Source organism: Bradyrhizobium sp. KZN70725 (assembly GCF_055264925.1).
On sequence record NZ_JBUYWT010000018.1, the window covers coordinates 122681 to 146308 of the forward strand.

General features: G+C 65.4%; 22 protein-coding genes. 17 read left to right on the plus strand and 5 right to left on the minus strand.

Annotated features, from left to right (window positions below; translation table 11 throughout):
• Window positions 1-160: 160 nt before the first annotated feature.
• From ACZBJS_RS19375 to ACZBJS_RS19415, 9 genes are all read left to right on the plus strand, one after another.
• On the plus strand, window positions 161-1828 hold the full coding sequence (locus tag ACZBJS_RS19375) for an amidohydrolase (RefSeq protein WP_076826155.1): 1668 nt from the start codon (window positions 161-163) through the stop codon (window positions 1826-1828).
• Window positions 1828-2916, plus strand: a complete 1089-nt coding sequence (locus ACZBJS_RS19380) for a CobW family GTP-binding protein (protein ID WP_076826157.1) — start codon at window positions 1828-1830, stop codon at window positions 2914-2916. Before ACZBJS_RS19375 ends, ACZBJS_RS19380 begins: the two co-directional genes overlap by 1 nt.
• Before the next feature lie 42 nt (window positions 2917-2958).
• On the plus strand, window positions 2959-4272 hold the full coding sequence (locus tag ACZBJS_RS19385; protein ID WP_310884971.1) for an ABC transporter substrate-binding protein: 1314 nt from the start codon (window positions 2959-2961) through the stop codon (window positions 4270-4272).
• 1 nt (window position 4273) lies between these two features.
• Window positions 4274-5005, plus strand: a complete 732-nt coding sequence (locus ACZBJS_RS19390; RefSeq protein WP_076826160.1) for an ABC transporter ATP-binding protein — start codon at window positions 4274-4276, stop codon at window positions 5003-5005.
• On the plus strand, window positions 4992-5690 hold the full coding sequence (locus ACZBJS_RS19395; RefSeq protein WP_076826162.1) for an ABC transporter ATP-binding protein: 699 nt from the start codon (window positions 4992-4994) through the stop codon (window positions 5688-5690). Before ACZBJS_RS19390 ends, ACZBJS_RS19395 begins: the two co-directional genes overlap by 14 nt.
• 16 nt (window positions 5691-5706) lie before the next feature.
• Window positions 5707-6573 (plus strand): branched-chain amino acid ABC transporter permease, encoded by an 867-nt coding sequence (locus tag ACZBJS_RS19400; RefSeq protein WP_057017060.1) that lies wholly within the window; start codon window positions 5707-5709, stop codon window positions 6571-6573.
• 5 nt (window positions 6574-6578) lie between these two features.
• Complete coding sequence (locus ACZBJS_RS19405; protein ID WP_076826677.1) at window positions 6579-7598, plus strand: branched-chain amino acid ABC transporter permease; 1020 nt, start codon at window positions 6579-6581, stop codon at window positions 7596-7598.
• A 67-nt stretch (window positions 7599-7665) separates the two neighbouring features.
• The gene (locus ACZBJS_RS19410) at window positions 7666-9678 is read left to right on the plus strand and encodes a copper amine oxidase (RefSeq protein ID WP_083714929.1); all 2013 of its coding nucleotides are present in this window, start codon (window positions 7666-7668) and stop codon (window positions 9676-9678) included.
• The gene (locus ACZBJS_RS19415) at window positions 9675-9992 is read left to right on the plus strand and encodes a hypothetical protein (RefSeq protein ID WP_076826167.1); all 318 of its coding nucleotides are present in this window, start codon (window positions 9675-9677) and stop codon (window positions 9990-9992) included. The genes ACZBJS_RS19410 and ACZBJS_RS19415 overlap by 4 nt, the downstream gene beginning before the upstream one ends.
• On the opposite strand, the gene ACZBJS_RS19420 is transcribed toward ACZBJS_RS19415, so the two are convergent.
• From ACZBJS_RS19420 to ACZBJS_RS19430, 3 genes are all read right to left on the minus strand, one after another.
• Window positions 9978-11330 carry an aminotransferase class III-fold pyridoxal phosphate-dependent enzyme gene (locus ACZBJS_RS19420; protein ID WP_076826168.1) on the minus strand — a complete coding sequence of 451 codons (1353 nt, stop codon included), beginning with the start codon at window positions 11328-11330 and terminating at the stop codon, window positions 9978-9980. The two genes, ACZBJS_RS19415 and ACZBJS_RS19420, sit on opposite strands and share 15 nt — an antisense overlap.
• Window positions 11331-11449: 119 nt before the next feature.
• A complete protein-coding gene (locus ACZBJS_RS19425) occupies window positions 11450-12115 on the minus strand; it encodes an HAD family hydrolase (RefSeq protein WP_076826170.1) in 666 nt (221 codons plus the stop codon).
• Window positions 12112-13374 carry a Tm-1-like ATP-binding domain-containing protein gene (locus ACZBJS_RS19430; protein WP_076826172.1) on the minus strand — a complete coding sequence of 421 codons (1263 nt, stop codon included), beginning with the start codon at window positions 13372-13374 and terminating at the stop codon, window positions 12112-12114. Before ACZBJS_RS19430 ends, ACZBJS_RS19425 begins: the two co-directional genes overlap by 4 nt.
• A 217-nt stretch (window positions 13375-13591) precedes the next feature.
• On the opposite strand from ACZBJS_RS19430, the gene ACZBJS_RS19435 reads away from it, so the two are divergent.
• From ACZBJS_RS19435 to ACZBJS_RS19455, 5 genes are all read left to right on the plus strand, one after another.
• Complete coding sequence (locus tag ACZBJS_RS19435) at window positions 13592-15076, plus strand: aldehyde dehydrogenase (protein ID WP_456814237.1); 1485 nt, start codon at window positions 13592-13594, stop codon at window positions 15074-15076.
• Window positions 15073-16461 carry a transaminase gene (locus ACZBJS_RS19440; protein WP_456814238.1) on the plus strand — a complete coding sequence of 463 codons (1389 nt, stop codon included), beginning with the start codon at window positions 15073-15075 and terminating at the stop codon, window positions 16459-16461. Before ACZBJS_RS19435 ends, ACZBJS_RS19440 begins: the two co-directional genes overlap by 4 nt.
• Window positions 16461-17258 (plus strand): SDR family oxidoreductase, encoded by a 798-nt coding sequence (locus ACZBJS_RS19445; protein ID WP_076826178.1) that lies wholly within the window; start codon window positions 16461-16463, stop codon window positions 17256-17258. Before ACZBJS_RS19440 ends, ACZBJS_RS19445 begins: the two co-directional genes overlap by 1 nt.
• A 53-nt stretch (window positions 17259-17311) precedes the next feature.
• Complete coding sequence (locus tag ACZBJS_RS19450; RefSeq protein WP_463439024.1) at window positions 17312-18082, plus strand: SDR family NAD(P)-dependent oxidoreductase; 771 nt, start codon at window positions 17312-17314, stop codon at window positions 18080-18082.
• 98 nt (window positions 18083-18180) lie between these two features.
• A complete protein-coding gene (locus ACZBJS_RS19455; RefSeq protein WP_018270873.1) occupies window positions 18181-18444 on the plus strand; it encodes a hypothetical protein in 264 nt (87 codons plus the stop codon).
• A 62-nt stretch (window positions 18445-18506) separates the two neighbouring features.
• Here ACZBJS_RS19455 and ACZBJS_RS19460 read toward each other — a convergent pair whose 3' ends face one another.
• Complete coding sequence (locus ACZBJS_RS19460) at window positions 18507-18881, minus strand: hypothetical protein (protein WP_141339930.1); 375 nt, start codon at window positions 18879-18881, stop codon at window positions 18507-18509.
• Between the two features lie 329 nt (window positions 18882-19210).
• On the opposite strand from ACZBJS_RS19460, the gene ACZBJS_RS19465 reads away from it, so the two are divergent.
• On the plus strand, window positions 19211-19795 hold the full coding sequence (locus ACZBJS_RS19465) for a DUF3617 family protein (RefSeq protein ID WP_463439025.1): 585 nt from the start codon (window positions 19211-19213) through the stop codon (window positions 19793-19795).
• Window positions 19796-20061: 266 nt separating this feature from the next.
• Window positions 20062-20616 carry a DUF3617 domain-containing protein gene (locus ACZBJS_RS19470; RefSeq protein WP_076826186.1) on the plus strand — a complete coding sequence of 185 codons (555 nt, stop codon included), beginning with the start codon at window positions 20062-20064 and terminating at the stop codon, window positions 20614-20616.
• Window positions 20617-20660: 44 nt separating this feature from the next.
• Here ACZBJS_RS19470 and ACZBJS_RS19475 read toward each other — a convergent pair whose 3' ends face one another.
• The gene (locus ACZBJS_RS19475) at window positions 20661-21164 is read right to left on the minus strand and encodes a hypothetical protein (RefSeq protein ID WP_244558723.1); all 504 of its coding nucleotides are present in this window, start codon (window positions 21162-21164) and stop codon (window positions 20661-20663) included.
• Window positions 21165-21338: 174 nt separating this feature from the next.
• Here ACZBJS_RS19475 and ACZBJS_RS19480 point away from each other — a divergent pair.
• Window positions 21339-23628 (plus strand): DUF5801 repeats-in-toxin domain-containing protein (locus ACZBJS_RS19480; RefSeq protein WP_463439026.1); only part of this gene is annotated, 2290 nt, incomplete at its 3' end.

The following is a 23628-nucleotide window of genomic DNA, read 5'->3' on the forward strand; positions in this document are numbered from 1 at the left end:
CGGGGAAGCGGCGGAGCATCCACCGGACGGTGGATTGTTCCAAATGCCGACATGCCGAACGTTTGGCCATCATGCCGGCGTCGTGCGCGGTTCAGCCTTGTGCACCGCACGGTGAGAGGCTGATCGCTCCAGGCTTTCCCAATCGAGAAGTTTGATCTGTATGAACAGGACATTCGCCGACACGGTCTTCCGCAACGGCCGGATCTACACGTCGAACCGCGGGCAGCCCTGGGCAAGCTGCGCAGCCGTCAAGGCCGGCCGGTTCATCGCGGTGGGCGAGGAACGCGACGTCGCGGCGCTCATCGGCGAGGAAACGGCGACCGTCGATCTCGGCGGACGCATGGCGATGCCGGGGATCGTCGACATCCACAATCACATCATGATGGGTGGACAGGCCGATCTTTACGAGCTGCGCTTCTCCAACGCCGACAGCATTCCAAGGATCGCCGAAACCCTGCACAAGGCCGCGTCAGCGGCTGCGCCGGGCGCTTGGATCGTCGGCGGGCAGTTCGGCAATAATCTCCTGAACGAGATGAACACCGCGGAGTCCTGCGCGCTGCTGGACGCTGCCTGCCTCGGGCATCCCGTCGTATTGCGCGACGACACCTATCATAATCGCTGGGCGAGCTCGGCGGCGCTGCGGCTGGCCGGCGTTGCGGCCGACACGGCTGATCCGACCGACGGCGAAATCGGCCGCGACCTCAAGACCGGAACGCTGACCGGTATCATGATCGAGGCCGCCTCCGGCCTGGTCGAGCGGGCGCTCGCGGCCTCCGGCCACTACACGGCCGAGATGGACCGCGCGGCGGTGGCGCGCTCGATCTCGGTGCTGAACGCCTATGGCGTCACCGCCTTCATCGACGCTGCCAGCATGCAGCCGATCATGGCGGCGCTGAAGGGGCTCGACGACCGCGGCGAGCTGACCGCCTGGGCGGTGTGCGCGATGCCGGTGGTCGAGCCGGGCTTCATGTTCGGCAAGGCTGGCGAGGAGCTGTTCGCGCTGCGCGAGGATTACCGCGGTGCGCATGTGAAGCCCGATTATGTCAAGGTGTTCCTCGACGGCGTGCCGGGCGCCAAGACCGCGGCCTTCCACGAGCCGTATGTGGCCGACCCGGTGCGCGGCTGCTGCTTCCGCGGCTCCACCATGCTGACCGTGCCGGACCTGATCCGTTGGCTCGGGCGCTGCGAGAAGCTCGGCCTTGCCGCGAAGATCCATTGCGCGGGCGACGCCGCGGTGACGCAGGCGCTCGACGCCATCGATGTCGTGCGCAGCTTCAACGGCCCGACCCATCTGATCCATCAGATCGCGCATGCGAGCTATATCGCGCCCGACGATGTCAAGCGCTTCGCCGAGCTCGGCGTCGCCGCCGACCTGTCGCCGATCATCTGGTATCCGACCATCTTCCTCGAGGCGCACAAGGCCGCGATGGGCGAGGAGCGCGCGCAGCGCTTCTGGCCGAACAAGGATTTGAAGGAAGCCGGCGCACTGATGGCCGGCGGCTCGGACTGGCCGGTGATCCCGATCCCCGACCCCTGGCAGGGCATCGAGGGCATGGTGACGCGGCAGAATCCGACCGGAGATTTTCCGGGCAAGTCGCTGTGGGCGGAGCAGGCGCTCGACCTCAAAACCGTGATCGACATCTACACAATCGACGCCGCGCGCGCGGCCGGCCTCGGCCAGTCGATCGGCTCGATCGAGGTCGGCAAATCCGCCGACCTCATCGTGCTCGACCAGATGATCTTCGACATCCCGCCGGATCAACTGGCCGATACGCGGGTCGAGCTGACCTTCTTCGAGGGCCGCAAGGTTTACGAGCGGGGCTCGTGATGGGCACGGCGGATCAGATCCCGGTCACGGTGCTGACCGGTTTCCTCGGCAGCGGCAAGACCACGGTGCTGAACCATTTGCTGCGCCAGCCAGAGCTCAATGGCGTCGTCGCCATCATCAACGAGTTCGGCGAGGTGGCGTTGGATCACCTTTTGGTCGAGAGCAGCGAGGACCGCCTGGCGCTGCTCGACAATGGCTGCATCTGCTGCTCGGTGCGCGAGGACCTGATCGAGACGCTGGCCGACCTCGCATCGCGCCGCGCTGACGGCACGATCCCGCCATTCCACCGGGTGCTGGTCGAGACCACCGGGCTCGCCGATCCCGTGCCCGTGCTGCACACGCTGATGACGGCGTCCGATATCGTCGGCCGCTACCGGATCGACGGCGTGGTCGCGACCGTCGATGCGGTTAATGGTACGCACACTCTTGCGGCGCACAGCGAAGCCGTCAGGCAGATCGCCGTCGCCGACCGGCTGCTCGTGACCAAGACCGACCTTGCCGCCGATGATGCACTGGCGCGGCTCGATGCGCAGCTTGCGGCGATCAATCCGGTCGCAACGCGCTCACACGTGCGGAACGGGATCGTCGATCCGGCAAAAGTCCTCGATGCCGGGCTGTTCGATCCGGCGGCGCGCTCCGCTGATGTGGTGCGCTGGTTCGATCTGGCAGCGCAGGCGGCGAACACGCCGCACCATCACGGGGATCACCATTGCGACGGCGAGGCGTGCAGCCACCACAGTCACCACGCGCACGACACCGGCGTATCGTCCTACAGCCTGATCATCGACGAGCCGATCCAGCGGGAGGCGTTCGCGCGCTGGCTCGATTATGTCGCGGCGCTTAGAGGCGAGGACCTGCTGCGCTTCAAGGCGATCGTGCATGTCGCCGGGCAGCCCGACGCGCCCATGGTGGTGCACGGCGTGCAGCACGTGTTCCATCCGCCGATCGCGCTTGCCGGCTGGCCGTCGGCGGACCGGCGCTCGCGGCTCGTCTTCATCGTGCGCGGCATCCCGCGCCAGATCATCGAAAACACCTTGTGCAAATTCGCCGCGGTGAGCCGTGCGGCGATCCAGCGATCTGCTGCGTGAGCCGCGGTCAGGCATTTTCATTGGTTGTGGAGGGAGAGGGACATGACTGAGACAAAGAACAATACGGCATCCGGCCGGCTCAATCGGCGCACGCTCTTGAAAGCGGCCGGTGCCACCGGTCTGGCATCGGCGATGAACGTGCCGCTGGTCAATGTCGCGCGGGCTGCCGGCAACACCATCAAGATCGGCTGGGTCGGCTGCCTCTCCGGCGTCCGCGCGCAGTTCGCCGAGCCCGATCCCTGGATCCATGAGCGCATCAAGGCGCGGCTGAAGGATGGTCTGAAGATCGGCGGCAAGACCTATCAGGTCGAGCTGGTGTTCAAGGACAATCAATCCGATCCGAACCGCTCGTCGGTGATCGCGAGCGAGCTGGTGCTGCGTGAGAAGTGCGACCTGATCCTGATCGAGGACGGCGACGCCCAGCCGCCGGTGCAGGAGCTCGCCGACGCCCGCGGCATTCCCACCATCTCGACCATGGTGCCGTGGCAGGGCTGGATGTTCCCGCGCAAGTCGACGCCGGACAAGGGTTTTCCCTACAGCTACCATTTCTTCTGGGGCGCCGACGACGTTGCGAAAAATTTCTTGGGCATGTGGCAGTCGGTCGACACCAACAAGAAGGTCGGCACGCTCTACATCGACAACCCGCCGGGCCAGGCGTTCTCCGATCCGAAGCTCGGCCTGCCGGCGGGCATCTCGGGAGCGGGCTATCAGGAGTTCTCGGCCGGCAAATTCCAGATCGCGACCGACGACTTCACCAACCAGATCGCGCTGTTCAAGAACAACGGCGTCGACATCGTCTCCGGCTTCACCTTCAGCAATCACTGGGTGACGCTGTGGAATCAGGCGGCGCAGGCCGGTTTCAAGCCGCAGATCTGCACGGTGGCGGCGGCCTTCCTGTTCCCGGCTGCGGTGAATGCGCTCGGCGATCGCGGCGACGGCATGTCGACCGAGGTGTGGTGGACGCCGGCCTATCCGTTCAAGTCCTCGCTGACCGGGCAGAGCGCTGGCGAGCTCGCCGCGGAGTGGGAGAAGACGACAGGCAAGCAGTGGACCCAGCCGATCGGCTACGCCCATGCGCTGTGGGAGGTCGGGCTCGCGGCGTTGCAGAACAGCGATCCCAAGGACAAGAACTCATTGCGAGATGCGATCGCCGGCCTCGACATGGAGACCGTGGTCGGCCGGGTCAAGTTCAAGGACAGCCCGATCAAGAACGTCGCGGTGACCTCGCTGTCGGGCGGGCAATGGCGCAAGGCCAAGGGCGGCAAGTCGAAATACGAGCTCCTGATCGTGCACAACGGAACGGCACCGTTCATCCCGAAGCAGGCCGATCTCCAGCTGCTCTCCAAGCTGGCCTGAGATGGCACCGCTTCTGCGCGTCAGCGGGCTGTCCAAGCGCTTCGGCGAGATCGTGGTCGCCGACAATGTCAGCTTCGCGCTGGCGCGCGGCGAGTGCCTCGGCGTGATCGGCCCGAACGGCGCCGGCAAGAGTTCGCTGCTCAACCTGATCGTCGGCCTGCTCACGGCCGACGGCGGCTCGATCATGCTCGACGACAGGGAGATATCAGGCCTGCCGCCGCACCGCCGGGCGCGGATGGGGCTCGGGCGAGCGTTCCAGATTCCGCAGCCGTTCCCGCATCTGTCGGTCTATGAGAACGCGCTGGTCGCGGCATCCTACGGCGCCGGCCTCACCGGCGAGGCGGCATCGAGCTGGACCATGGAGGTGCTGCAGCGCACCGGGCTCGACGCCAAGGCGGACAAGCTCGCCGGCGCATTGCCGCTGATCGACCGCAAGCGGCTGGAATTCGCCAAGGCGCTGGCCTCGAAGCCGAAACTGATCCTGCTCGACGAGATCGCGGCCGGTCTCACGGAGCCCGAGGTCGAGCGCCTCGTTGCCATCATCCAGTCGGTGAAGGCCGACCATGCCACGATCTGGATCGAGCACATTCCGCACGCGCTGCGCGCGGTGTCGGATCGCATCCTGGTGCTCGACTTCGGCCGCAAGGTGCTGGAGGGACCGCCGGCCGAGGTCATGGACAGCGCCGTGGTGCGCGAGATCTACATGGGATTGAAGGCCGATGGCGTTGCTTAATGTGAACGGCCTGCAAATCTTCTACGGCGACCTGCAAGCCGTGTTCGACATGAACTTCACCGTCGCGGACGGCGAGGCGGTGGCGCTGGTCGGCGCCAACGGCGCCGGCAAGTCGACGTTCCTGAAGGCGCTGGTCGGTCTCAACGAGGAGCGGCGCGGGGCCGTGCAGTTCGACGGCATCGATATCTCGCAGATGCCGGCCGAAGATGTGTCGCGGCTCGGCCTCATCATGGTGCCCGAGGGCCGCCTGCTGTTCGACTCGCTGACGATCGAGGAGAACCTCTTGATGGGCAGCGTCAATCGGCGCAAAGGCAGCTGGACCCTGCGGCGGGTGTTCGACCTGTTCCCGATCCTCGAGGAGCGGCGGCGGATGTTTCCCGGCCAGCTCTCCGGCGGCCAGCAACAAATGGCGGCGATCGGCCGCGCGCTGATGTCGAACCCGCGGCTCCTGCTGTGCGACGAGATCTCGCTCGGGCTCGCGCCGGTCGTAGTCGAGCAGATCTACCGCTCCTTTGCCGACATCCGCCGCGAGGGCACCGCGGTCGTGCTGGTCGAGCAGGACGTCAAGCGTGCGCTCGCGACCTCGGAGCGGATCTATTGCCTGTTGAAGGGGCGGGTGTCGCTGACCGGCCCGGCGCAAGGGTTGCAGCCGGAGCAGCTAACGCACGCCTATTTCGGTAACTAGCCAGGATTGGCACGACATGATCTGGGTTGAGACATTGATCAACGGGGCTCTGCTCGGCGGGCTCTATGGGCTGCTCGGCATCGGGCTCGCGCTGGTGTTCGGCGTGATGCGCGTCGTCAATATCGCCCATGGCGAGTTCATGGTGCTGAGCGCGTTCTGCGCCGTGCTGCTGGCCAACCTGTTTCCGCAGGTCTCGCCCCTCTTGATGCTGATCCCAGTGATCGCGCTGTCCTTTGCGGTCGGATGGCTCTACCAGGCCGCCATCGTCAACCGGGTGGTGACCTCGCCCGATCCGCTATCGCCGCTGCTGCTGACCTTCGGCGTTTCTGTCATTCTGCGTAACGTGATGGTCGAGGTGTTCGGCGCCGACGTGCGCAGCCTCCAGGTCGGCGAGCTCTCGCGCGCCAGCCTCGAGATCGCGGGCCTCAATATCGGCATCATGCCGCTGCTGACACTGGTGCTGGCCGCGCTGCTGTTCATGGCGCTGCAGCTCGTGTTGCGTCATACCGAGTTCGGCCGGATCGTGCGCGCCACCGCCGACCGCCGCGATATCGTTCGGCTGTCCGGCGTCAAGCCGGACCGGGTCTATAACTATGTCATGGGCCTGTCGCTCGCGCTCGGCGCGATCGGCGGCGTGCTGCTGGCGGTGCGCTCGAGCTTCACGCCGTTCTCGGGTGCCGAGCGGCTCCTGATCGCGTTCGAGGTCGTGGTGCTGGGCGGGCTCGGCTCGTTCTGGGGCGCGCTGCTCGGCGGCATCGCGCTCGGCATGGCGCAATTGATCGGGCTGAAAATCGATCCGAATGCCGGGCTGCTCTATGCGCACCTCCTGTTCTTCATCATGCTGCTGATCCGCCCGTCGGGTCTCGTGTCGAGCAGGGTGTGATGCCGATGCCGACACGTACCATTCTTGCGGCCTCTGCCATCGTGCTCGTCGCGGTGATTGCCGGCGCGCCCTTCGTGCTGAACGAGGGATTCCTGCGGCTCGCGACCGAGTGCCTACTCTTGCTGACGATGGCGCAGATGTGGAACCTGCTGGCGGGTTATGCCGGGCTGGTCTCGCTTGGCCACCAGGTCTTCATCGCCTTCGGCGCTTATGCGCTGTTCCTGACCTCGGGCTGGCTCGAGGTTACGCCGATCTGGGTGCTGCCGGTCGCGCCGCTGGTGGCGGGCGCCGTTGCAGCGATCATCGCCTTTCCGCTGTTTCGGCTTCGCGACGCCTATTTCTCGATTGCGATCTGGGTGTTCGCCGAGATCATCGGCGCGTTTACGATGAAGTCGCAGGCCGTCGGCGGCACGTCGGGCGTGCCGCTCGCGACCAGCAAGCTGATCGATTTCGACTGGTTCGAGCCGACGATGTTCTGGCTCGCCGGCGGCCTGACGCTCGTGACCATCGCGGCGCTGTACAGGATGATGACGTCGAGCTTCGGGCTCGGGCTGATGAGCGTGCGCGACAATGATCTTGCCGCGATGAGCGTCGGCGTTGACGTCCGGCACAATCGTTTCGTCGCCTTCGTGCTCTCGGCGGCGGGATGCGGGCTAGCCGGCGCGCTCAGCTTCATGGGCAATCTGTTCATCGCGCCGCTGGCGGCCTTCGACGTCAACTGGTCCGTCTACATGATGTTCATCGTGATCATCGGCGGTATCGGAACCCTGGAAGGCCCTATCCTCGGCGTCATCATCTTCTTCGGCCTGCGTGAGCTGATGACCGGCCCACTCGGCCTGTCCGGCGGCTGGTATCTGGTGGGGCTCGGCATCATCGCCGTCGTGGTGATGATCGTGGCGCCGCGCGGCCTCTGGCCGGCTTTGCGCGATCGCTTCGGCGTGCGGCTGCTCGATGTACACCGCGCCGCGCCACGCCCGGCCGCCGCCGCGATCCTGCCGGCGGCGTCGGAACAGGTTACCGGATGAAGAAGCGGGCCTTCACGTCGCCACCGTTGCTTGTATTCTGACAGTTCTGGCTTGAGTGGAGGGCGGAATGGCTCTGATATCCCGGCATGGCGTGTGGGCAGTGGCCGGTCTGATGGTCGCGACATTGGCGGCGCCGCTGCCGGCGCAGGCCGAGCGGCGGATGTGGCCGCAAGCGGCCGCAACGCACCCGATGGACGGGCTCACCACCGACGAAATCCGCTCGGTCTCCGATATCCTGCGCGGCGCCGGCAAGCTCGACGATTCGGCGCGGGTCGTCTCGATGTCGGTCGAGGAGGATCCCAAGGACGAGGTACGGGCGTGGAAGCCCGGACAGCCCTTCACGCGGCGGGCCAGCGCGACGCTGCTGAGCGGCGCGCATCTCTACGAGGCCCATGTCGATCTCGCCGCGCGCAGCCTGCTCGGCTGGCAGGAAGTCAGGGATCACGAGGCTGCGCTGACCATCGATGAGCTGATCTCCGCCGGCGACCTGCCGAAGCAGGACCCGCGCTGGATCGCCGCGATGGCCAAGCGCGGCATCACCGATTTCCGCAACGTCATGTGTCTGCCGCTGACGGTCGGTCCGGTGAGCGACCCGGTCCTGAAAGGCCGCCGCCTGCTCAACGTTCCCTGTGTCGACACCACGGGCGCCGCCAACAATCTCTGGGGCAAGCCGATCGAGAACCTGTTCGCTCAGGTCGATCTCAAGAGCAAAACGGTGCTGTCGGTGACCGATCTCGGCGTGGTGCCGCCACCGCCGCAGACGCCCTCGCACGCCTATGCCGACTCCGGAACATATCGCAAGCCACCGAAGCCGATCGAAATCACCGCGCCTGAAGGCAGCAACGTGAAGGTGGAGGGCGGCCAGGTCCACTGGGACAACTGGTTGTTCCATGTCCGTCTCGAGCCGCGCGTCGGCGCCGTGCTGTCGCTGATCCGCTACGACGACCACGGCACGCTTCGCGACATCGCCTACCAGATTTCGGCGAGCGAGATGTTCGTGCCCTATATGGATCCGGCGCCGACCTGGTCGTTCCGCGCCTATATGGACATCGGTGAGTATGGCTTTGGCGTGCTCTCCAGCGAATTGCAGCGCGGCGCGGATTGTCCCGAAGGCGCGCATTATCTCGACCTGACGATCTCGGATACCAAGGGTGCGCCGGTCGTTTCCAAGGGCGCGGTCTGCATCTTCGAGCGCCCGACCGGCGATCCGATCTGGCGCCACAGCGAGCTGATCAACAACACCGCCGAGGTGCGGCCGAACAACGAGCTGGTGGTGCGGATGGCGCCGGTGGTCGGCAATTACGACTATCTGGTGGACTACGTGTTCGACCGTGCCGGCAATATCGATGTGCGGCTCGGTGCCTACGGCATCGATGCGACCAAGGGCGTCGCGAGCAAGACACTGAGCGACCCGACGGCGGCGCAAGATACCGCCTTTGGGACGCTGGTCGACGAACGGCTGCTCGCGGTCAATCACGATCACTACATGACGTTCCGGATCGACATGGACGTCGACGGCACCTCGAACCGGCTGGTCGAGGATCGCTTCAATGTCCGCAGGCTGGAGCAGGGTCAGCGCAAGAGCCTCTGGCAGGTCGACACCAGGCCGGTTGCGACCGAAGGGCCGATCACCATGCCGCTGAACGCGGCACAGTTCAGGATCGAGAGCACAGGCAAGACCAACAGCCGCGGCTATCGCACGAGCTATCAGCTGATGCCCGGTCACTCCGACGTCTCGCTGCTCGCCAAGGACGATCCGATCCAGCTGCGCGCGGGTTTCAGCGCCTACACGCTATGGACCTCGGCCTACGCCAAGGACGAGCGCTACGCCGCGGGCATGTATCCGAACGGAAACCCCGAGGTCGACGGCCTGCCGAAATGGACGGCGGCGAAGCGGCCGATCGAGGACCGCGACCTCGTGCTGTGGTACACGGTCGGCTTCCGCCACGTGCCGCGCGCCGAGGATTGGCCGGTTATGCCCGGCCTGTGGCATGGCTTCCGGCTGCGTCCGTTCAACTTCTTCGATCGCAATCCCGCGCTCGACGTGCCGCCGATGGTGAATGCCAGGGAGACGAAATGAGCGGCCGCGCGCATCGCATCGGAGCGGTGGCCGGCGCGCTGCTGGCGCTATTGGCGACCGGACCGGTCGCGCGTGGCGTGGCGGCTGAAAGCAGCGTTGACGATGCGTCCTTGCTCTATCTGAGCAGCAACGATTGGGAGCGCCAATCCGAGCCGCGCAAGGTCGCGCTGGCGGCCGATTTCATGCGCATCTTCTGCACCGACCAGAGTATGTCGGCCGCGTCGCTGGCCGATTGCCTCGACCGCGACAAGGCGGATGGCGCGCTGTTTGAGCGCGCCATGGCTTGCGTCAGCGTGCTGTCAACCGGCCGCTGAGAGGCCGGCGTCGATTCCTTCGGCGATCCGCCGCACGTCGGCCGACGTCAGGATCAGGGGCGGGGACAGGATCAGGTTGTTGCCGGAGACGCGCAGCATCACCCCGGCCTCGTAGGCCGCATCGGCGACCTTCGCCATCGTCTTCTTGTCGGCGGCCTTCTTGCTGTCGCGATCGGCGACCAGCTCGAGTGCGGCCATCAAACCCTTGCCTCTGACGTCGCCGACCAGCGCGTGCTTCGCCTTGAGCGCGGCAAGTGCCCGCGCAAGGTCCTCGCCGCGTGCGGCGGCATTCTCGTCCAGCTTGAGGCGGCGGGTCTCGGCGAGCGCCGCAAGGCCCGCGGCGCAGCCGACCGGATGGCCGGAATAGGTGTAGCCGTGGCCGATCGAGCCGAACGTGGTCGTGTCGGCCTCGAAAGCTTCCGCAACCTGCTCGCCGATCAGCGTCGCGCCGAGTGGGAAATAGCCCGAGGTGATCGCCTTAGCCATCGTCATCATGTCGGGTTTCACGCCCCAGAGCCGCGAACCCGACCATGCGCCGGTGCGCCCGAAACCGGTGACGACCTCGTCCGCGATCATCAGGATGCCGTGACGGTTGCAGATCTCACGGGCCAGCTTCATGAAGCTGTCCGGCGGCACGATCACGCCGCCGGCCCCGAGCACCGGCTCCATGATGAGGGCCGCGATGGTGTCGGCGCCCTGGAACGCGATCTCCTCTTCCATCGTCGCCCCGCACAGCTGCGCGAGTTTTGCGGGATCGGTCTCGTTGAAGGGATTGCGATAGGTCGACGGCGCGGGGATATGGAACACGCCGGGCAGCATCGGCTCGTAGTTGCGGCGGAAATTGGCGTTGCCGTTGACGGAGGCACCGCCGAAATGGGTGCCGTGATAGCCCTTCTTCAACGCCAGGAACTTGGTGCGATCAGCCTGGCCCTTGATCTTCCAGTATTGCCGCGCGAGCCGTAGCGCGGTCTCGACTGAGTCCGATCCGCCCGAGGTGAAGAAAGCGCGCACCATGCCTTCCGGCTTGAACCATTCGGTGAGCTCGTAGGCGAGCTCGATCGAGGGGCCGGATGAGGTGCCGCGGAAGCCCGAATAATACGGCAGCGCGCTGAGCTGGTCCGCGATCGCCTGCTTGATCGGATCGCAGCTGTAGCCGAGATTGACATTCCACAATCCACCGACCGCATCGATCACGGTCTTGCCGTCGATATCGGTGACTTCGACGCCTTCGCCCTTCATCACGATCCGCGGCGGCTGCGCCCGCATCTCGGCGGGATGAGCCATCGGGTGCCAGATCGGCTTGGCGTTGTTCTCAACCAGGAAGTTTCTGTCGCGCATGATCGTTCCCTGTCCGGTTGGAGCCTTTTTCGTTCCGATGGAATCGGGACCGAGCTCCAGATTCTGGTCTTGACGCGTTTTCTTCACGCGAACCGGTACCCGCTTCGCTCGAAAGCGCTTTAGTCGAACTGCAGCCCGAAATGCCGCAGCGCCTCGCTGTAGGACGCGGCAGGATTGCGCACATCGAACAGCACCGTGCGCATGTTGCATGCGGCGGCGCCTGCGATGTTGCGGCGCTGGTCGTCGACGAAGACGCAATTGTCTGCCTCCAGCGCCAGTTCGTCCAGCACGCTTTGATAAGCGCGGGGGTCGGGCTTCAGGATGCCGGTATGCGTGGCATCGACGATGGTATCGAAGCGCTTGAGGATGGAGAGGCGGCTGCGGAAATCGGTGCCGTAAAACAGGTCGAGCTCGTTCGAGAGGATAGCGAGCCGGAACCCGGCATCGGCGGCGAGGGTGATCGCGCGCGCTGCCTCAGGGCGGATCACGGTGTCGGGATCGGCGCCGCGCGCGCGTTTCACGAAGGTCTCCATGTCGCGCCAGTCCTCGCCGACCAAGCGCCCGACCTCGCGGCTGCGGGTCAGCCAGTAGTCGCGTTCCGAAATCTCGCCGAGCTGCATGCTCGTCCAAAGCGGATCGCTGTCGGGCGCGAACGGTCCGAGCCATTTCAGTGTGCAGGGGGCGAGTCCGAGCGTGCGCTCGGTCAGGTCGTGGGTCTCGAACAATGTCTTCGAGATTACCCCGCCGAAGTCGAGCACCAGCGCCTGGGCAAGCGGCCTCCTCATGCGGCAACCGTGGTGCGGCCGCGAGGAACAATGCCGGCAGCGACCCATCGGTCGAAGACGCCGAGCACCGTTTCGTTGAATGCGGCGCTGTTGATGTGATCCGTGATCTCGTGCAGCTCGACCGGCGCCTTGATCGCCGATCGCATGGCGTCGACGAAGGCGGCGAGAGCGTCAGGATCGTGCAACGCTTCGCCTTCGCGATCCCATTGCTGGATGCCGCCGGCGGGCAGCACGAAGGCAACGGGAGCGTTGGCCTGGGACAGTTTCCCGGCAATCGCGCGGGCGATCCGTTGGCGATCGGTGGATCCCGACGTTGCCGACGCAAGCAGCCGGTTATGCGCGTGGAATGGACGATCCGACAGCTCGCTCGGAACCCCAAGCCATGCCGGGAAGTCGACCATGTCGATCGCCCCCGGCGCGACGATCTGTGGAATGCCGGCTCTGCCCGCATTCTCCAGCCTGTCAGCGCCGGAATTGACCACCGAGCCGGTGAGCTGGTTGGCGACCTCCTGCAGGCTGAGGTCCAGCACCGCGGCAAAGCCGCCTTGCGCGGCGATCGATTCCATCGCGCGGCCGCCCATGCCGGTGGTGTGGAAGACGACCACCTCGTAGCCGCGCCGCTCGAGCTGCGGCTTGAGCTCGACCATATAGCGTAGGCAGCTCTTGCCGAGCGAGGTGATCGCAACGACCGGCCGGTCTTTGCGCGGCCTGATTGCGCTTCTGGCGGCGCCGACGATCGCGCCGCAGGCTTGCGACAGCACGGCGGTGCAGGTGCCGTTGAGGCCGTAGAGACCGCCGGCCCATAGGATCATCATCAGATCGGCGGCGACGCGCTCGGGCGGGATCAGATGTGAGAAGGCGACGGTCGAGACGATCAGCTTCGGCAGGCCGAGCGGCAGCGCCTGCGCGACGTCGAGCGCAAGGTCGGTGCCCATCGTGCCACCGATCGCGATCACGCCGTCGATGGTATCGCGCTCCGCGAGCGCGCGCGCCAGATTGGCGGCGCCAACCGCCATCAGTGACATCGCGGAATTCTCGTCGCCGCTCGATGCGATCGCCTCGATCGTGGTCTGTGCGGCGGCCGCCACCGCGTGCTTGTCATGTGCCGCCTGGTACGGCGGATCGCCGAGCACGCTGATGTCCATCATGATGGTTCGGCCACCGGCGCGGGCGATGCACTCGCTCATGAACAGCAGTTCGTCGGCCTTGGTGTCTCCCGTTCCGATCAGGAGAATGCGGGGCTGCGTCATCTCAGGCATGACCTTCGGCTCGCCGGCAGGCGTAAGGGATGGTGACAACCGGTTTGGATAACGCAGGCGGAGCGCTCGGCCATCGTGCGATCACGCTATTGGGGCGTGCCTTGCCGTGACATCCACCTATCGGTTGATTGCTGCCAAAGCCTTGATTTGGCGAGGATTGCACGGTGCCAGCGGTCTCGCTCGGAAGCCGCTTTTGTCATCGTCATAATTGTCTCGCATGCAGCAAGCCCAGATCGATCGACTACGCGCGGCCATCATTCCGGCCCAGCAGCTCTTCATCGGCGGCCGGCCGACACCGGCGATCAGCGAGGCACGGCTTGATGTCGTGTCGCCGATCGACGGCAAGGTATTGACCAGCATAGCTGACGGCGACGTGGCCGATGTCGACGCCGCGGTCAGACATGCGCGGCAGGCATTCGATCAGGGCAGCTGGTCGCGCGCCGCGCCGGCGCAACGCAAGAAGGTGTTGCTTCGGTTCGCCGATCTCATCGAGCGGCACGCGCTCGAGATTGCGGTGCTCGGCGTGCGCGACAACGGCACCGAGATCAGCATGGCCTACAAGGCCGAGCCGCTCTCGGCCGCCGGCACCATCCGGTACTACGCCGAGGCGATCGACAAGGTCTATGGCGAGATCGCGCCGACCTCAGGCGATGTGCTCGGGCTCGTGCATCGCGAGCCGCTTGGTGTCGTCGGCGTGATCGTGCCGTGGAATTTCCCGCTGATGATCGGAGCGTGGAAGATCGGCCCGGCGCTCGCCGCCGGAAATTCGGTCGTGGTCAAGCCGCCGGAGCTTGCCTCGCTGACGCTGTTGCGGTTTGCCGAGCTCGCGACCGAGGCGGGGTTGCCCGACGGCGTGCTCAACGTCGTCACCGGCCGCGGCGCATCGGCCGGCGAGGCGCTTGCGCTGCACATGGATGTCGATGTGCTTGCCTTCACCGGCTCGGGTGCGGTGGGCCGTCGTCTCCTGGAATGCTCGGCGCGATCGAACTTGAAGCGCGTCCATCTGGAGCTTGGCGGCAAGTCGCCCAACATCGTGTTCGCCGATGTGCCTGACATCAAGCATGCGGCCAAGGTCTCCGCGAGCGGGATCTTCCGAAACTCCGGCCAGGTCTGCGTGGCCGGATCGCGGCTCTTGGTGCAGTCCTCGATCTATGATCGCTTCATGGCCGAACTGCGCGACGCCACCGCGAAGCTCCGCGTCGGCGATCCCCTCGAACTGACCTCGGATATCGGCGCCATCGCGAGCAAGCCGCAGTTGCGCAAGAACCTGGATGCCGTTGCCGGCGCGGAAGCGCAGGGCGCGACGCGGCTGATCGGCGGCGAGCAGATCCGCGTCGAGAGCGGCGGCAATTTCATGGCGCCCGCGATCCTCACCGACGTGACGCCGTCGATGCAGGTCTGGCGCGATGAGGTGTTCGGCCCGGTGCTGGCAGTGACGCGGTTCGAGGGCGAGGAAGATGCCACAGCGCTCGCCAATGCGACCCCCTATGGACTTGCGTCGGCGGTGTGGACCGCAAGTCTGTCGACGGCGCATCGTATGGTGCGCGCCATCAAGGCCGGCGTCGTGCACGTCAACGCCTATGGCGGCGCCAACATCACGGTGCCGCTCGGCGGCTTCAAGCAATCCGGCTTCGGACGCGACAAGTCACTGCACGCCCTCGACGCCTATACCGACCTCAAGACCGCCTGGATCGCGCTATGACAGCTGCAACTGCCGAACGCACGGGCGTTCTGAACCGATTGCTCGATGCCGAGCAGGAGCGCTTTCGCGCGCTGCACCCGCGCTCGGCCGCGGCCTGGCAGGAGGGAAGGCAGCATTATCTTTATGGCGGCCCGTCGCACTGGATGCGGCGCTGGGCCGGCGGCTTCCCTGTCTATGCCGAGGAGGCGCAGGGCGCGCATATCAGGGATATCGACGGACGCGACTACATCGATTTCTGCCTTGGCGACACCGGCGGCATGTGTGGGCACGCGCCCGAGGCGGTGACCGAGGCGGCGCTCGCTCAGCTCAAGCGTGGCGCGACCATGATGCTGCCGACGGAAGACAGTATCTGGGTCGGCGCCGAGCTGTCGCGGCGCTTCGGCCCGAAATACTGGACGCTGACGACGTCGGCGACCGACGCCAACCGTGCCGCGATCCGCATCTCGCGTATGATCACCGGCCGGCGCAAGGTGCTGGTGTTCTCCGGCTGCTATCATGGCGGCGTCGAGGAGGCGCATGTCGAGATCCGCGACGGCCGGGTCGGCCTGCGCAACATGATCCATCCCAACGGCATCGATCATGATGCCGTGAGCCGGGTCGTTGAATTCAACGATGTTGCGGGCCTCGAGGCGGCGCTTGCGCATGGCGACGTCGCCTGCGTGCTGACCGAGCCGCTGATGACGAATTTCGGCATGATCCCGGTCGATCCCGGTTTTCACCATGCGTTGCGTGACCTGACCCGCCGCGCCGGCACCGTCCTCATCATCGACGAGACCCACACACTGTCCTGCGGACCGGGCGGCTACACGAGGAGCCATGGACTTGAGTCCGACATCTTCGTCGCGGGCAAGGCGATCGCGGGCGGCATCCCTGCCGGCGTGTTCGGGCTCAGCCAGGAGATCGTCGAGCGGCTCTGGAAACTCGTTCCCCACGTCAATCCGCGCGAGCGGCAGTCGGCGCATCTCGGCTTCGGCGGCACGCTCGCCGGCAACGCGCTGACGGTCGCGACCATGCGCGCGGTGCTGGAGAAGGTGCTGACCTCTGCGAATTACGAGCGGATGATCGGAACCGCGACCTGGCTCGCGCAGGAAGCGCGCCGCCTGATCGCGGCGGCCGGTCTGCCCTGGCACGTGACGCAGATCGGCGCGCGCGCCGAGATCATGTTCATGCCGCACCCGCCACGCAACGGCGCCGACGTCATTGCCGGCCGGCAACCCGATCTCGAGACCCTGCTGCATGCCTTCTACATCAACGAGGGCATTCTGGTGACCCCGTTCCACACCATGCTGCTGATGTGTCCGGCGACGTCCGCGCGCGACGTCGACACGCACACGGCGGTGTTGGCGCGGTTCATCGACTTGCTGCGCGGCGCGGGAGCGATTTGATGCAGGCGCCTCCGTTCAATCTTGGCGGCCGCATCGCCATCGTCACCGGCGGGGGCAGGGGGATCGGCGCCGCCATCGTGAGACGGCTCGCGCAGGCGGGCGCGACCGTGGTGATCGCCAACCGGACTCTTGATGTGGCCGAGGCGTTGGCGCGCGAACTCGTGGCCGATGGACGGGCGGCGCATTGCGTTCCGTTCGACAGGCTCGATCGCGGCAGCTTGCGGGCGATGATCGACGGTGTCGTCGCCAAATTCGGCCGGCTCGATATCGTCGTGCACAATGCCGGCGGTTGCCCGTGGTCCTCGCTTGAGGAGCTCGATGAAGCGAAGCTCGAGGATACGCTGGCGCTGAACCTCAACGCCAGCATCTGGCTCGCGCAGGCCGCAATTCCGCACATGCGTGCCGTCAGGTTCGGGCGCATCCTCGTGACATCCTCGGTCTCCGCGCGCGTCGCGATGGGCGGCGGCGCGCATTACTCGGCGGCGAAAGCCGGCGTCAACGCATTCATCCGCGGCGCCGCCTTCGAGCTCGCGCGCGACGGCATCACGGTCAACGGCGTCGAGGCCGGCTTCATCGAAAAGCCGGGCCGCGGCACCATGAGCGCGCCGGAGAACAAGGCGAAGCTCGAGCGCTTCATTCCGATGGGGCACATGGGCAGCGCCGACGACATCGCTTGCGCGATGCTCTACCTCGCCTCCACCGAGGCCAAATACGTCACCGGGCAGACCATCGTCGTCGACGGCGGCTCGACGCTGCCGGAGACCGGATTTGCCGTCGAGCGGCAGTGGGGAGTCTAGACGAGCATGATCTTCTCGGAAAACCGGTTTCCACTTTTCCGGATCATGCCCTGATGCCGCGGCTCGACGGAAAGACGGCGCTGGTGACCGGCGCAGCCACGGGGATCGGCCGGGCGACGGCGGCGCTGCTGGCGTTGAGCGGCGCGCGCGTCGTGCTGTTCGGCCTCGGCGACGCCGAGCTGCAGGCAGCAGCAGTGGAGTGCGGTGGGCAGGCGGTCCATGGCGACGTCACGCGTCCGGACGACATTGCCAACGCCATCGCCGCCTGCGGGGCGTGGCTCGACATCGTGGTCAACGCCGCCGGCCTGATCGTGCCGGATCAGCCCGCCAGCGTCTCCGACGAGGTCTGGGCCAGGACGCTCGATGTCAACCTCACGGGGACCATGCGTGTCTGTCGCGCGTCCCTGCCGCTGCTCCGGCAGCGCGGCGGCGCGATCGTGAACGTCGCCTCGGTTGCCGCGTTCAATGCCAGCCCGGACAGCGCAAGCTACGCCGCCAGCAAGGCGGCCGTCGTCGCCTATACGCGCTCGCTGGCCTATGCGCACGGCGCCGACGGCATCCGCGCCAATGCGGTGGCGCCGGGTTGGGTGCGCACGCCGATGAGCGCCCATGAAATGCAGCTGCTTGCGGACCAGAATGGCACCACGCCCGATGCCGAGATTCGCGGCGTCGAACGACGCATTGCCCTGGGACGGATGGCCGAGCCTGCCGAGATCGCCGCGTGCTGCCTGTTCCTGGCCTCCGACGAGGCGTCCTTCGTGACGGGCGCAGTGCTGGTCGCCGATGGCGGCGGCCGCGCGCCGACGCAGAATCGCGCGGTGTAGGCGGCCGGTTGGCGTCTCGGGGCAGGCGGCCGCCACCTTGATAACGACCGGCGGATTTGGCACTCTCGCGCGGTCACGTCATTCGATCGAGGGGCGTTATGAACAAGTCATTTTCTGTGATCATTGCCGCGGCCGCTTCAATCGTCGTTCTGTCTTCGACGGCGGCGCGATGCGGCGACTACTATCCGTTTGGCGATCCGCCGTACCGGCTGGACTACGTGCAAGAGCCCCAGATCGTATCGGGCTGCTGGAAATGGAATTGGCAGCTGTACCAGTGGCAGGACTACTGCCCGGTCTACGTCAATCCGAAGGCATATATGTTCTCGCGCTCGTCGCGCGCCGTGCTCCGCACCAAGGGGTGAGGAGAGTTCGGCTGCTTGAGGTGCTCTGCGTCGCGCCCGTTGCAGCGACGCAGAGCGCGCACTCATGAATGCGCGATGGTGCACGCCACCTGGTGGCGCTTGCCGAAGTTGAGCAGCGCGTTTTCCCGGAAGCCGTCCAGCCAGACGCCGCGGCCCGCATAGCGATAGCCGACGCCCATCGGAACGTGCCGTACATGGATGCCGCCACGGCCGGTGAGCAGGGAGGCCGTGACCACTTCGCCCTCGACCGACACAGCGCGCGGGCACAGCGGATATTGATGGCCGTTCTCGCAGGTGAAGACGATCTCGGTGCAGGTGCCGACCGGTGCTTTTGTGACCAGGCCAAGGTCCGCTGCCGCCGCCGGCCCGGAGCTGCCGAACGACGTTGCACCCAACGCCAAAATGCCTGCGACCGTGTAGCCAAACCGAATACGCATCAGTGCCCCCTCGTCCAGCGATAGGCTAAGTAATTGAAGAAAATATCTCGCGCTAAATGAGCAAAAAAAACCTCTGAGGTCAAACCTCTCTGCCCAATGCGGTGCGGGGGAGATCGGCCGGCGCCATCGCGAATGGCGTGTCAGGTGTTGCAAGTTTGCTGCAGTAAGTCTGAATTCGGCTGCAAGCTGCCCGGTAGCGTTAATGCGCCTTTACTGGCCACAATTCGCCCTGCAAGTCGTGTGATGTATTGAGTCGTGTTCCGGAGATTGCTTCAATGCGCTGACCGGATCGCATCACGAACGCATTCGGACGGACATCGGGGGTGGGAATGGACTTCCGTGGTGGCATTGCACGTTCCCTGCTGACCCTGATGATTGTCTCATTGCCTGCGCTGGCAGCTCATGCACAGACTCAGGCTCCTCAACCGGCGAACGGCCGGGCAACTGCGGCAGCGCCGGCTCAGGGCGATCAAGCCTTTTCTGGCCCGAGCTTCCGCAAAGGTCTGTGGCGCTTCGTGCGAACGCTCGATGTGGTCAGGACCGCCAACAAGAACTTCAAGTATCGGGTGGTCAACGCGGAGACGACGCGCTGCGTCGACCCGACCCACGCCATGAAGGCGACCTTTGCCTCGGGATCGATCGGAAGCTGCGTCTCGGACAAGCCGGAGAAGGTCGGTAATCAATACACCTTCGGACACCGCTGCGATTACATGGGGACGGTCAGTACCGTCATCACCGTGCGCAGCGACGAGGCCTATACCGAGCTGAACGAGATCAGCACCGGAGAGCATCCCCGGACCGACACGGTCGTCGCGACAAGGATCGGCGACTGCGACGACGGTAGCGCGGCCAAGATTGAGGCCAAGTCCGAGGCCAAGACTAACAAGTCCGCTGCGGCGGCTTTGCAGCACTAGCTGGCAATCAAACGGCAGTGGCGGCGGACGAGGCGTCCATTTGTCCCCGACGACGCAGACGCTGCGCTTCCTTTCGCGCCGAAGCTGCCTCGGCCTGAAGCAACCGGGCATTCACCGTGTTTGGCGCAAGAGCTCGTGAGAGCGTCGAGGAAAGGCCAAGCATTTACGGGGTCTTAACACGAAATGCTCCTGAATGATGTGAGGTTGGACGTGCTTCAAGCGAAGTCACGCGATCCGCGTCAATCGGCCGGTTAGGGATTCAATAAATGACATCGCGTGAGGGCTTCGCCCCGTCGAAGATCTTCGCATCCGCGCTTGGCGTCGTGACCGCGCTTTCCGTGTTCGCGCTCGCCTCCCCGAGCGCCATGGCGGAGGAGGGATTCAGCGGGCCGACCTTCCGAAAGGGAATGTGGCGCTTCGTGCGGACGCTGGAAATCGCCACGTCCTCGAACGTCCGGCAAACGCTGCTCGAGCGCGAAATGACGCGCTGTGTCGATCCAACCCAGGCGATGAAGGCGACCTTCTCATCTCCGTCCGTTGGAAATTGCCACTCTTCGCGGCCGGAGAAGATCAACAACAAATACGTCTTCTCCAACCGCTGCGACTATCTCGGGCCGGTCAGCACCGTCATCACGGTTCTCAGCGACGAGGCCTATACCGAGGTCAACAAGACCAATGTTGGTCAGGCGCCGCGGACCGACCGGGTGGTTGCCCGCCGAATCAGCGATTGCCACGAGGATAGAGCTTCGCTCAGGCAGCCGGCCTCCGCACCGAGCGAGGTGTCGTTGCAGCTGGACGAAGCCGAGGGCGAGCCGCTGTAAGGCGATTGGTCGGCGCGCGGGCCTCAGATCGCCGGCAACACCCATCAGATCTTCTGCTGCCCGCCTGGTGCACTCACCTTGACGGTGATCTTCTGAATTTCGGTTCGACCGCCCTGGTACTTGACCTCGATGGTCAGCGCGTCATCGCCGAGAAATTCCGGCGGCGCCTTGTAGAAGGCGACATAGGCCGGCACCTCGAGCGCCAAACAGGCCTTGTAATTGGTGGCCTTCGCCTTCGCCGACTTCACCACAACCTTTCCGGCAGCCGGCGCGGCGACCAGGCGGATGGTCGGCAGCGGGCCCGACGTGCAATCAGGTAACACGTTGAGATAGAGGCCAATCTGGGTGTCCCGGTTGGCCAGGGCGCGAACCTGGCGCTCGATCGTGGTCTCCTGGGGGACAGGTTGTGCGGGGGCTTGCGCGGCCGCCGCGCCGAAACATCCCCAAATCAGGACAGCGGCACACGCCTGAAGAATCACCCGCATCGACTGCTGCTCCAAATCGCCGGGAAGGACGAACGGGGCCGGGGAAATACTGCCTTTGGCCAAGTTAATCCGGCTAAGCCGTTGTTCTTTCAGCTTCGACCTGTCCGATCTTTACCACACTTCCACGGAAAGCATTGATTAACCAAATACATTTCTTGACCGCGGGGAGGGTTAACAATAGCCTAAAACTAAATTTTTCTACAACTTTTCCTCTAATCGCATTTTGCGGAGTTGATAATGCAGGGTTCGTTTCAGGTCGCTCAGGCAACCGGCACCGGCAATTCCACCAATTCGGCTCCCGTACGAATTTACAAGCTGACCAAGCCGCTGACCGATCAGGCGGTGGTCGTCAATCTTGGATACGACCAGAAGGTGAAGGTCGACTTTTCGTCGATCGCCAATGAAAAGATCACGCTGGTTCACGTCGGCGAAAAGCTGATCATCCTGTTCGACAACCAGTCGACCGTCACGGTTGAGCCGTTCTTCGACTCCCGTGCGGATGGACTGAAGAATGTCACGATCGAGATGGCGCCGGGGCGCGAGGTCTCGGTCCAGGAGTTCGCGACCCTTTTTCCGATCAGCACGGACGCCTCCGTGTTGCCGGCGGCCGACAATGGCGGCAACTCGAACGGCAACGCGCAGGCGAGCGGCGCGAATTTCAGTCCGTTCGCGATTGATCCGTTAGCTCCTGTGCCGACGAACGTGTTGGCGCCGCAGGAAGAGTTGCCGAACCTCGTGACCCCTGTGCCGCCGACCGGCTTCGTGCTGGGCATTGCTCCGCCTCCGACCATTTCCGGCAACCCCCTGTCGGCGCTGATTGTCGACGAGAGCTTCCTGACCGCGGCCACCAACCATGGTGTCGCCGGTTCGGGGCTCGGACCCGCAGGGGCAACGGTCGCGTCTGTGCAGGTGTCGTTCAACGTCACGGTACCGGGCGGCCAGCAGTCGCTGACCTATGCGCTGTCGGTCACGACCCCGAACGAAGATTCCGGTCTGATCGATTCGGCGACCGGTCAGCACGTTCTGCTGACGGTCAACGCGGCCGGCGTCGTGGAAGGGCGCACGGCGATCAGTGGCGATCTGGTCCTCACGGTCTCCGTTGACACCGCGGGTCATGTGACGCTGACCGATCTGCGCGCGGTTCATGAGGCAACACCGGGCAACTTCAATGAAGGGATCACGCTGGCATCGGGTCTGATCACGCTGACCGCCACCGTGACTGACAACAACAATCAGTCGGCAAGTGCGAGCGTCGATGTCGGCTCGCATCTGACGATCCTTGACGATGGTCCGGCGATCACGATGACGGCAACGGCGCCGGCGGATGCGCTGGTGGTTGACGAGACCAACCTGGCGATCAACGCGTCGGCGAACTTTGCCGACAACTTCACGGTGACCAGCAGCTATGGCGCGGACGGTGCGGGCACGACGGCGTCGGCCTACACGCTCGGCATCAAGTCGGCGGGCGTGGACTCCGGGCTGATCGACGTTGCGACCGGCCAGCATGTCTATCTGTATGTCAACGGCAACGTGGTCGAGGGTCGGGTTGGCGCCGGCGGGGCTGCGGATCCGGCGGGCGTGATCGACTTCACGGTGAGCGTGAGCGCGGCCGGCGTTGTGACGTTGGATCAGGTGCACGCGCTGCAGCATCCCAACGCGGCCAATCCGGACGACGTGGTGACGCTGTCGGCAACCGACCTGATCACGCTGACGCGGACCGACACCATCACGGATCGCGACGGTGACACGACTTCGGGCTCGGCCAGCATCAACATCGGCCAGGCGCTGTCGTTCCACGACGACGGCCCGACGCTGGGGACGCCGACGGCAGCGGTTGCAGGTCAGCTGACGCTGGACGAGTCCAACCTGACGGGAGCGCCGATCAGCACCAGCGCCAACTTTGCCGGCAACTTCGACGGCGGCACGCCGCATTACGGCACCGACGGTCCGGGGCATGTCGACTATGCGCTGGCGCTGTCGGCCAACGGCACCGGCTCGGGGCTGTATGCGCTGGATCCGGCCGACGTCACGGCCGGCGACGGCGACGGCATCGGGCAGGGCAGCCAGATCCTGCTGTACCAGCTTGCGGACGGCTCGATCGCCGGCAAGGTCGGCGCGGCGGCGGACGGCAGCGGCGGCACGCTGTACTTCACGATCAGCGTGGCGGCGAACGGCGACGTGACGTTCACCCAGGACAAGAACATCTGGCACAGCAACACCGGCAACAATGACGAGCTGGCGAGCCTGACGACGGCGGCGAACGCGCTGCTGCTGAACCAGACGGTGACCGACGCCGACGGCGATCACGTCACCAAGGGCATCGACCTCGGCAGCGGGGTGTTTGCGATCCACGACGACGGCCCGACGCTGGGGACGCCGACGGCAGCGGTTGCGGGTCAGCTGACGCTGGACGAGACCAACCTGACGGGAGCGCCGATCAGCACCAGCGCCAACTTTGCCGGCAACTTCGACGGCGGCACGCCGCATTACGGCACCGACGGTCCGGGGCATGTCGACTATGCGCTGG